Source organism: Thioalkalivibrio sp. ALMg13-2, assembly GCF_000381185.1.
GTDB lineage: Bacteria > Pseudomonadota > Gammaproteobacteria > Ectothiorhodospirales > Ectothiorhodospiraceae > Thioalkalivibrio > Thioalkalivibrio versutus.
Map to the genome: position 1 here is coordinate 1 of NZ_KB906137.1, position 10,877 is coordinate 10,877.

The window sequence follows — 10,877 nt, forward strand, 5'->3', positions numbered from 1 at the left end:
GTTCCTTGGTCACCCGGGCCAGATCGCGCCTCAGACGCGCGACCTCCTCATCCCTTGGCGTCCCGGTACCGGAAAAGGCCTTGCTGGCCCCGGCCTCCGCCTCCCGAACCCAGCGGGTCAGCAGGGTCGGACTGATACCCAGCTCCAAGGCAATCTGCCGGCAGCTTGTGCCCGATCGACGAACCAACTCCACCGCTTCCCGCTTGTATTCCGGGGTGTAACGTTTACGTTTCGACATGAACACTCCTTCGGCCCAGTATGGGCCTTCTCGTAAGTGTCCGCTTTAACGGGGTAGAACCCCCCTGGAGAACACGGCGCTGAAGGACGTAATCACAAAAAAGCTCTGAGCCCGGACGATAAGCGCCGTGTGGTCACTGCGTTGACGCAGGACCACGGGCTGAGTCAGCGCCGGGCCTGTCAGGCAGCCGGGGTTGCGCGGTCGGTGGTGCGGTATCGCAAGCAACCGGACCGGGACGATGCGGTGATCGTGCTACTGCAGGAGCTGGTGGAGCGCTATCCGGAGCGGGGCTTTGGCAAGCTGTTCAAGCTAATCCGGCGTCGGGGCATGCCCTGGAACCACAAGCGGGTCTGGCGCGTGTACTGCGCCCTGAAGCTGAACCTGCGGCGCAAGGGCAAGCGCCGTTTGCCACCACGGGAGCCACGGCCCCTGGCGTCGACCGAAGCCCCGAACGTGGGCTGGTCGGCGGACTTTATGTCGGATGCGCTATGGGACGGACGGCGCTTTCGCACCTTCAACGTGGTGGATGACTTCAACCGGGAAGCGCTGGCCGTGGAGATCGATCTGAATCTGCCCGCACCCCGTGTGATCCGGGTGCTGGAGCGTATTGCCGCCTGGCGGGGCTATCCGCAGCAACTCCGCCTGGACAATGGCCCCGAGTTCGTCTCGGCCGCGACAGCCGACTGGGCCGAGTAGCGGGGCGTGGAACTGAGCTTCATCCAACCGGGCAAACCGATGCAGAACGGCTTCATCGAACGGTTCAACGGCAGCTACCGCCGCGGGGTCCTGGACCTCTACGTCTTCCGTACGCTGACCGAAGTCCGGGAACACACCGAGCAGTGGCTGCAGGACTACAACGAAACCATCCCTCACGACTCGCTGGGGGACCTGACGCCGGTCGAATACCGGCAGTTACACACCCCGGAAACCTCTAGTTATGCGTGGACCTAATCCGGGGAAGTCGACATCTCAGCACGCAGCCTCAGAAGTTTCTAGCCTGCCAACTCTTGCAGCGACTTGGCGACCCTTCTTCCCTTTTCGGTCAGGTACACGACCTTCCGGCGCCTTTCTTCCGGGTCTTCCATTGCCACAACTAGGCCGTGGCCTGGGACTTTGTGCTTTTTCCAATCGGAGAGAACCGCGATGTTTCGGGAGCAGGATGACTGAGCTATGCCCAGCCGTTCGCTCATGACCTTCATGGAGATGCCTGGCTGGTCCGCTACAAGCAGGAAAGCCTGTGCCGTCTGAGTGGGCATTTCGGGGTCGATCTTACGAAATTCTTCCATAAGTCGAATTACGCGGTTGACGTCGAACCGTTTCACGCCTCCTCCTCTTTGGTGGTATTCTCAGTGCATTATCAATTGGTTGACGATGGTGGATGCTACATTTTCGTGCCCCGCCGTTTCTAGTCCTCGATCAACGGGGTTTGTAGTCGGCCAGCGCTCGCCAGCGCCTCGATCGCGGGTATTGATCCCGCTGTCTAGAGAGCGTTAACGGAGTCGAAGGCCCTGGGTAGTGGTGGCAGTCACCGTTTTTTCGGCGCTGCCAATTATGCGTGGACCTAATCCGGAGAAGGCCGCACACCAGGGTCTACGCTGGTCACGTGGCCCCCTGAACCAGTCTCATCGTGTCGAATATTCCTAGCATTGTGCGGTGAGGAAGTGGTCTACTCGACCCAAGTTCCGAAGGCTAGTTTGGAAGAAGGCCACACCCGCCTGACAAGGAAGCTACGCTTGCCGTGTTTGGGCCTTTTGACGGTGACGCAGGATGACAATGTGCTCTGGGTGAGCGATTAAAGAGCAGGGTGGGAGATGGACCAACTAACTCAATATCGGACGACTGGGTCATACACCGCCAACCTGCTTGGCAATATCCGAAGTCATCTAGCCGGACTCCAAGGTTACGACGTGATGGCTTTGGAGCTCATTCAGAATGCGGACGACGCGAAAGCTGAGGAGATCGTGTTTGACATCACGGACCGCGGTCTGCTGGTGCGCAACAGCGGTCAGTTCACGTACTGCGGTGACCTCGACGAGCCATGTGGTTTCCTTGTCCAAGGCAATTACAAGTGCGATTACCATCGCATAACCGATGTTGGCAGCGGCGGGAAGCTCTCACGTGGCGAGAATATCGGCCGCTTTGGTATCGGCTTCGTATCCACCTACCAGGTCACGGATCATCCCGAGATACGCTCGTCGGGCATCAAGCTGGCGCTCTACCCCGAGAGAGGGCAATGGTCTATCGAGCCCTTCGAAGAACCTGACGGCACGTCATTCTTTTTGCCTTGGGCAAACGATCCCAATACTGAGGCGCGGCTGGCGCTCGGGGTCTCCCACGTCAGTCCTGCCCACATCGATCAGCTTGCAGACGACTTTCAGGCCGTTCTGCGGAAAAGCCTGCTGTTTCTCCGCCATGTCCGGAAAGCTGAAGTGCGACGAAACGGCCAACTTCTGCTGGCTTGCGACCTGGACAGGAGTGAAGGCTCCGACCTCATCGTCAGCTATCGGCCCAGTGGCGACGTTGAGCACTGGCACATCCTTCGCGCTGACGCAGCCGATACCGCCAAGCAACTCTATGCGACACATCCAAGACTGGAGTCCCTTCATCGCAGCGCCAAGATCAGCATAGGGTTGCGAGTCGACCCCGAGCCACTTGTTGAGGGGTTGCTCTACGCATTTCTGCCAACAGAGCAGTCGACAGGTTTACCCCTGCACATCAACGCAGACTTTTTTCCCGAGGCCGACCGTAAGGCGGTGATATTTGCCGGACACCAGCACGAGCAGGCATGGAACGAGATGCTTATCGACGCGGCTGCGGCCGAACTCGCTCGGGACCCCGAAGGCTTACGGCGAATGCTGGGCCACGTGCCGTTATGGCAAACGCTCGGCCGAGCATATGACCTATGGTCCAAAGGGACGGGCCATCCGTTTTGCTACAAACGTTTCTGGGAGCGGCTAAAAGGTACGGCTGCACAAGCACATATCGTCCCGACCCAGGACGGGAGCATTCAGGCCCCCAGCGGTGTATTCCTGCCTCGCACCTCCCTCAACGAACACCAGGCGAAGGCACTTCTTGAGGTCGGCGGCAGGTTGCCCGCGGAAGACCTGCGACCGTACCACACAGCGATGAACCAATTGGGTGCTCCGATCCTGACGCTGGAACGCTTGGTGGGGCTGCTGGAATCCGCGGAGGCGCAGCAAATAGTTCAGGTGACGGAGGTCGACGAGAATAGGCTGGCGCAGTTCTACCAGCCACTATGGAGCATCGTCAACGACCTTCTCCCTGAGACGGCAGCGGCTAACCCGGATATGAATCCTCCAGTGCAACGACTCCTGACGCTGCCGTTTGTTGTCACAGAGGATCTGTTTGCGGTAACCATCAATCAGTCCTACGCGGCCCCCGTCGGACTGGATGCCAATCGTATTGCTGTATTGCTGCCAAGACTCGCGATCGCCACGCGGCTCCTTGTAGGGTTCCCGAAGATCACTCGGCTGCTCAAAGTGCTCGACCTCGGAGCGGTGGTTTCTCATGTTGATTCGATGTGCACCACCGAACCGGTGGAAGCAGTCATCGGCGTCGACCCGAAGGACCTGCGGAACCTATACTCACTTTTCGCTGACCTCGACCATCAAGGAACTGTTGAACAGGCGATCTATCAGAAGCTGCGCGACCTACCCATATGGAGATCTACCCGTGGTTTCGTCAACGCCAATCAGGCGCTTCTGCCTGGAAACTTCATAGATCCAACCGGTCAGGCAGATTTGCTGGATGTATCTGTCCTAACAGAATCCGTCAAGGATTTCCTTTCGGCGAAGCTGGGGGTGCAGACGCAGACGATCGATGCGTTTGTGCGGACCATTCTACCGACGTTTTTCGATGACGACGGCCCGCTGGATCCAACCAAGTACACACGGCTCATTGGCGAACTTGCCGATCACACAGAACTTGTGAACGACGATGGCATTCGTCGGTTGTTGGGATCGCTTCCGATAGTTCCTACGCAAGATGGAGGCTGGTCGCGTCCAGGCAGCACATATCGGCGTACGGAGAACCTTGAGAAGGTGCTTGGCAATGCGCCCCACCTTTGGCTGGACTCCAGCCGTATCCCCGATACGCGATCTGTGCACTCTTTTATCGACAGCTTGGGAGTTCGACGCTCTCCGATCGCCAGACACCTTGTCGATAGAATGCTTTCCATTGCTGAGAAACATTTTCCAACCGAGGATGCTAAGCGCGCAAGCAGCGAAGCATTTTACGTCCTGTGCGACAACTATGAAGACTGGAGAGAGGAAAACTCGTTTCAGCATGCACTCGATGATCTCCGCCACGCTGCGTGTTTTCCCGCTGATAGGGACACAGAAGCATGGCACACAGCCGACTCCCTGTACGCGCCTTACCGAGCCGACGCCTTCCGCTCCCAGGGCAATATTCTTGATTTCCGGAATACGGGGCGCCTGAAAACAGAGCTGCTGGAAGAGCTGGATATTTCGATCAGTCCCGAGACCCGGCTGGTCATCGACCATCTTCAGCACTGTATCAGAACCGGGGTGCAGCCCCATGTCTTGACGTATCAAGTCTTGAATGAGCGTGCCCAACGATCAGATCCACTCATTGCAGCACTCGCTGAGTCACGGTGCATCTACGTAGAAAGCAAAAAGACCTTCGTTCGTCCCAATCAGGTCTACTGGCAGCCACAACAACTCGGACGCTACGCCTTCACTATTCCAGGAAATTACGAACCATTCAAGCCGTTCTTTGATGAAATCGGGGTAAAAAATGCCCCGGAAGGTCGAGATTTCGTCGATATCTTGCTCGACATTGTCGAAGAGTATTTCGAACAGTCCAAACCCCTGACTGGGTCAGACCGTGCTGTTTATGATGCCTGCCTGGGAAGCGTAGCTTCGGCCTATGGGCATGAGGAGTTGACTCCGTTCGACCTGCGCCGTCTGCAGGAAGCACCAACCGTTTTGAACTTAGAGAGTCTATTGGCGCATCCGGACGAAGTCTTGCTCCAGGATAGCGAGTGGCATGCGGGCTTCTTTGGTGGGGAACTCGATCAAGCATTATGCAAGCCGCCGACGGATCTTTGGGCATTCATAGAAGATATTGGAGTTAGACGGCTAAGTGAGAGCGCCCAGGTTTCACTCGAGTTCGTGGACGGTCCGGAAGCCGATGAGTCTTCGATCGCCGAAAAGCTAATGGGCCGGATAGACGTCCTCGTCCGATTGCTTTATGACCAACCGACAACGATCAGAAAGGATATAAAAAAATCGCTTTTGGGTCTGACTTCAGTTAGTTACGACGTTGTCCGTATCCAAGCGTCAGTTCATGTTGGGGGAGGTCAGACTATCGCTCCTCCGGCCCCTGCTGATGCGTTCTACGACCTCGAGGACGGGCGCCTAATCCTCGCGCGTCCAGTTGGTGATCGGAGCTGGGCTCACATCCTCAATGCCTTGTTCCACCAATTGATGCCGGAAGAGTCAGGCAGCGAAATCTCGAAAATGACGCTAAGTGTTCGTCCCTTGATGGGCATGAGCGTCGAGGAGGCCCACCGCGAGCTAACTGATGCCGGCATTCCGCATCTGGATGTGCAGGACGACAGCCTGGTGGATTTGACGTCGCCCGACCTTGATGAGATGAGCGATACGGTAGACCCCTCTACAGCTAAGGAAAGCGATTGGGGGAACGGCACAGGAGGTGGTTCTCCCGAGGGCGATGCCTCGTCCGGCAGCAGAGGTTGGGATCGGCGAATGGAAGAAGGAGGGGGGGTGCACTCAGGAGAAGAACAGTCTGAGAGAATCGGCCGTGAAGAAGGCCCAGAGGCCCCACACCAAGGCACAACCGAAAGAAATAACTCCGAAAATAGAGCCGGCGCCATTGGTGTCTCTGGGCAAGGCCAGAAGCGTGCGAAGAAGTCACGGGCTAAGCACAAGGAACAATGGGATCGACGCCTGTTGTCCTACGTTCGCCAAAAACAAGAAGACTCCTCAGGTGCTGATGACACGGGGGGGCTGTCCGACCACAATCTGGCGGTCGAGGTTATTGCACGAGACGCGGTTTGCACCTACGAAAGGGAGCGCGGCCGAGTGCCGGAGCAGATGGCTCAAACGCATCCTGGGTACGACATCATCAGCCATAATCCAGTAACGGGGGAAGATCGGTACATTGAAGTGAAGGGCGTGAATGGGGAGTGGAACCAAACCGGCGTGGGTCTATCTAGACTCCAGTTCAGCAACGCCCAAGACTACGGAGACCGTTATTGGCTGTATGTGGCGGAGTTCATCTCTGATCCAGACAACATACGTGTCCACCCCATCCAGAGTCCGGCAACGCAGGTTACAGCGTTCATGTTTGACGGCAACTGGCGGGATGCAGTAACGGAGGAGCGAGCCGATCCTTCTGCCCTGTTTATCCCTGGGTCTCGGATACAGCATCAAGACATGGGCTATGGAGAAATTCGGGATGTCGAAATCCGTGGGAACACGAAGCTACTGACGGTCCTGTTTGATGGGAAGTCTCAGGTAACTCCGAATTTGACCTTAAATCTGTACCGTATGCGTATTCAGGAAGAATCCGATGAGCTTGATGATTCCTGAGCTGTCGGAAGCGCAACTCAACGATCTTCCCTCGCGAGCCGAGGCTAAAGTATACCGGGCTCTAAGGGACAGACTACCGAGCGATTATGTCGTATTGTTTCAGGTCGGGTGGATCTTGCGTCGGGAGGAAGAGCAAGCGAGGGATGGAGAAACAGACTTTCTGATTTGCCACCCTGATCACGGCTACCTCTGTATCGAGGTGAAAGGTGGCGGTATCGGATTCGAGGCCAGCACTGGTCAGTGGTTTTCGGTAGACCGTAATAAAGACAAACACCCCATAAAAAATCCCATCACCCAGGCACTTAAGGCCAAATATTCGATCCGCTCAAAACTTAACGAGCATCCACGGTGGCGTGATCTGGGCCTAGGTAATGTGGTTCGCGGTCATACCGTCTTTTTCCCCGACGTTGGGGACGCACTAGCATTGAGCCGACCGGATATGCCCGCCGTACTTATTGGTTCAGCGCGAGCTCTTGAAGACCCGTATTCGTGGATCAAAGCGGCCTTTGCCTACTGGGGTGACGATGCTGGTCGTTTCACAGCGATCGGTCGTCGAGGCATTGACGTAGTCCGGGAGATATTTGCGAGATCGTTTTCCGTCGATCCCCTCGTCGCGTCGAGGCTTGCCGAGCAAGAGGCGCGACGGCTGGTACTAACAAAGGATCAACTACGTGTGCTTGACTTCTTGCGTGCACATCGGAGGGTGGCCGTCAGCGGCGGTGCAGGAACCGGGAAGACCGTCCTGGCACTCGAGAAAGCCCGTCGCCTCGCGTCGGAAGGCTTCAAGACGCTTCTGACTTGTTACAATAGACAACTAGCCGATCACCTGTCGAGCTTGTCTGCCGGAACGAGCAACCTCGACGTAATGAGTTTTCACCAGCTCTGCTATCGACAGGTCGAAGAGGCCGAGAAGGCGTCAGGCCGGGGTCTGGTTGCGGAGGCGAAGTTGACTTATCCCGGAAAAGGTCTCTACGACGTACAGCTTCCCAATGCTTTAGCGTATTCCTTGGAGGTCCTCCCAGATCGCTACGATGCGATCGTATGCGACGAGGGTCAAGACTTTCGCGAGGAGTTCTGGGTCCCACTCGAACTCTTGTTGTCGGACTACGAACGCGCACCTTTATATGTCTTCTACGATGACAACCAAAATATTTATGCACGTGCAGGCACGTTTCCGATACGTGACGAGCCGTTCACGCTGACAACAAATTGTAGAAACACCGCACCGATTCATCGTGCTGCGTATAAGCACTACAAGGGAGTGCCCGTGGGCCCGCCCGATATCGATGGCGACGATGTTCAGTTTGAGGTCTCGCCGGGGCGTGATTCCCAGGCGCGAAAGATTCACTCGCGGATTGTTGACCTAGTTGCTCGGCAGGGCGTTTCGGCTGGTGACATCACTGTCTTGATTGCGGACGCACGTCGTAAATCCGATTACTACGATGCGTTAAAAGGATTTCCTCTACCGAAGCCGGCGGGCTGGCTTGAAGAAGGTTGTCGGGGCAGCGACGAGATCCTGATCGACACGATTCAGCGCTTCAAAGGACTGGAGTCTCCAATCGTGATTCTATGGGGACTCGATACGGTCGATTGGGCTAGAAACGCGGAACTAATCTATGTCGGGATGAGTAGGGCGAAATCGCTAGTGGTCGTTGTCGGGACGGCTGCAACCTGTGCAGCGTTCCGCGAATAGGTGTGGCCATTGGTAGTCCCTTAGGATGCATTGGTGCGCCTCTTTACCCTTGAGGGGGCGGAGAGACCGGATTTATTCTCGCTTAGGTCGAACCGTGCGCGGTGGGCTAGCATTCTGGTGCCAGAATATTCGTTACCGGGGCACCGAGAGCAGAGCGCGCCTTTTGTTAGGCGTTTCCCTTACGCTGCGTCTTCATTCTGCTCTGCGCTCACGATGCGGAGGCGGAGTGGGAAGTGGCCGGTCGAGTCCGTCCACACTTTCGTCCATCGCCGATTGACCAAGACCTTGGCAGCTCGGATTCCCAAGTTTTCTTGGACCCACTGTTCCACTGCGGATCGGCTCCTCGCGTACTTGCCGCCGAATTCGGGGGCAGTGCCGCGCATTCCGGAAAGAATGCGTGGCAGGTGGCCCTCTTCGATCACTCGACGCTGATAGCTGCCGAAGCGCGCGGGCACTGCGGATTCATAGATGTGGATTTCAGGTATTTGTGTGTTGTTAGCGGTTTCCATTGCTGTTGTCGGTCCTTTTGTGCGTGGTTGCTTGGGAAAAGTCATGGTGTGCTTGATTTGGCTTCGGAAGATAGTCAGTCGTGCGGCAGTTTTCCATCGTCTGCTTTCTGGAAATTAATAGAGACTATTTCTGCGTATTTAAGGGTTATGTTAGATGGACAGCCGCCAGAATAAAATAGGATAGCTATGTTAATTGTTGTCTGGGAAAGTTTCATGTTGGATCTTTCCATAAAAACGCGCGGTCGCGTGCGCGTTTCTATACGTGGGGTGAGGGCATGAGGCGGCTGGAGAAGGATGATGGCTGTGGCGCGGAGAGGCTGGGAAGGAAATCAATCATTTGAATGTGCCGGCGGCCGGGCCCATGCGGGCGTGTGACTTAAGCATGGAACTTCGGGTGTCGAGGTGCCGGTCAACGGTACGGGCGGCATCAGTGAGATGGGGCTTTCAATATCACTGTTCATTGGGTGTCCTGGGCCTGCGGAGTGGGAATGCCGCAGCGTGCTGCTCCGTGGGGCACTACCCCAGTGCCCCCGTAGGGGTAGGAACTTACCCCGCTACCCCACCCAAAGAAACAGGGGCTTGCGGGCGTTTCATCGGGAAAATAAGTGCCCCATGGTGCCCCACGATAAATGGTGTCATGGTGCGGAATTCGTGGGGTGGTGGGGTAAATACCCCGCTGTATCCCATTACCCCGGTAACCCACCCCCTATTTATCGTCAGGCACCAGGTGCAGGTGGTTGCCGTTGCCGTTGGGGCAGGGTCGGGAGATCAGCGCGCCATCCTCAACCGCCCGGTCGAGTGCCTCCCGCACCGTCTTTTCCCCGGCCTGGAAGACACCGCTCTTCCCAGCGTAATGGTCGCGGATATGGCGGATGCTCATTGGTCCATGTCGGCGCAGCAGATCCCGTGTTTCGCCTAGCACTCGCTGGTACGTTTCTTCTGCGCGTTGTTGCCTCGCATTCGCTCGGCTCAGGTTCAGCTTCGTGGGGTATAGGACCCCACCGTCGCCGCGCTCTAGCCACATGCCTTCCCAGGGCGGGCCGTAATTACCCTTGACGATCGTGAAGCGAACAAAGCGGCTGGCTTCGTCGGCCTCGACCCTGTATTTCTTCGCCTCATCGCGACGAAGGGTCGCCATTAGCCCGACCCAGCGCGCCCCATCCACCAGACCGCTCGCACCTCGGATTGCCTCTTGCCCTGCTTCGGAGTCGCGAAGACCCGCCTTGCTCACGTGGTGGGGCAGAAGAACCGTCGCACCTGTCGCTCGGCGGACGTGTTCGGCGGTCTCGATTAGTCGGGTGCCGTCGGCGTTACTGTTTGGGTCACCACCGTCGAAACGAGCCAGCGGGTCCAGCACAATTAGCACCGGGGCCTCCGGCATCGCTTTCGCTGTGGCAATGATGCGATCCGCGAGCTCGGTGCGCTCGATCTCACCGCCGACCGTCGTCGTCAGCCGGTTGTCCCCACCAACGCGGTCCAGAATGAACACACGACTCCCTATCGCCTCTAGGCCCTTGGTGCGTTCCGGGTGTCCGGGCGGGTAACAGTTATCTAACGACAATTACTCTGGCCGGTCGACGACAACTACTTTGGCCGGTTGCCACTAAGCTGGACTGCTCTTCCATGCGACCCACAAGGGGCGGGGATGGCGGTCACCGAGCAACAGGTCAGAGTCTTCATGACACAGCGATCCAAAGGCACAACGCAGACGGCGGCGGCCGCCAAGGCCGGCATTTCTGAACGCACTGCCCGGCGGATTGACGCCGGCGAGCCCGTCGGTGGCGGCAAGTCGAGGGATTGGCGTACACGCCCAGATCCGTTTGCCGAGGTCTGGGACGAAG

6 protein-coding genes and 2 pseudogenes are annotated in these 10,877 nt (G+C 57.2%); 4 read left to right on the forward strand and 4 right to left on the reverse strand.

Annotated features, from left to right (window positions below; genetic code table 11):
* On the reverse strand, nt 1–238 hold a 238-nt coding region (locus tag F618_RS0113895; RefSeq protein WP_019568828.1), incomplete at its 3' end, for a transposase.
* 64 nt (nt 239–302) lie between these two features.
* Here F618_RS0113895 and F618_RS16450 point away from each other — a divergent pair.
* Nucleotides 303–1,189: pseudogene (locus F618_RS16450) on the forward strand (IS3 family transposase); the annotation flags it as partial.
* A gap of 41 nt (nt 1,190–1,230) precedes the next feature.
* Here the strand turns inward: F618_RS16450 and F618_RS0113905 are convergent.
* Complete coding sequence (locus F618_RS0113905; protein ID WP_019568922.1) at nt 1,231–1,560, reverse strand: MarR family winged helix-turn-helix transcriptional regulator; 330 nt, start codon at nt 1,558–1,560, stop codon at nt 1,231–1,233.
* 489 nt (nt 1,561–2,049) lie between these two features.
* Between F618_RS0113905 and F618_RS0113910 the strand changes: the two genes are divergently transcribed.
* Nucleotides 2,050–6,834: a DUF3883 domain-containing protein gene (locus tag F618_RS0113910; RefSeq protein WP_026331244.1), complete on the forward strand. Its 4,785-nt coding sequence runs from the start codon at nt 2,050–2,052 to the stop codon at nt 6,832–6,834.
* On the forward strand, nt 6,815–8,527 hold the full coding sequence (locus tag F618_RS0113915) for a DEAD/DEAH box helicase (RefSeq protein WP_026331245.1): 1,713 nt from the start codon (nt 6,815–6,817) through the stop codon (nt 8,525–8,527). The genes F618_RS0113910 and F618_RS0113915 overlap by 20 nt, the downstream gene beginning before the upstream one ends.
* Nucleotides 8,528–8,706: 179 nt before the next feature.
* Here F618_RS0113915 and F618_RS0113920 read toward each other — a convergent pair whose 3' ends face one another.
* Nucleotides 8,707–9,036 (reverse strand): hypothetical protein, encoded by a 330-nt coding sequence (locus F618_RS0113920; protein WP_019568925.1) that lies wholly within the window; start codon nt 9,034–9,036, stop codon nt 8,707–8,709.
* A 706-nt stretch (nt 9,037–9,742) separates the two neighbouring features.
* Nucleotides 9,743–10,525 carry an AAA family ATPase gene (locus tag F618_RS15205; RefSeq protein ID WP_019568926.1) on the reverse strand — a complete coding sequence of 261 codons (783 nt, stop codon included), beginning with the start codon at nt 10,523–10,525 and terminating at the stop codon, nt 9,743–9,745.
* Between the two features lie 156 nt (nt 10,526–10,681).
* On the opposite strand from F618_RS15205, the pseudogene F618_RS16455 reads away from it, so the two are divergent.
* Nucleotides 10,682–10,877 (forward strand): annotated as a pseudogene (locus F618_RS16455) (IS21 family transposase); the annotation flags it as partial.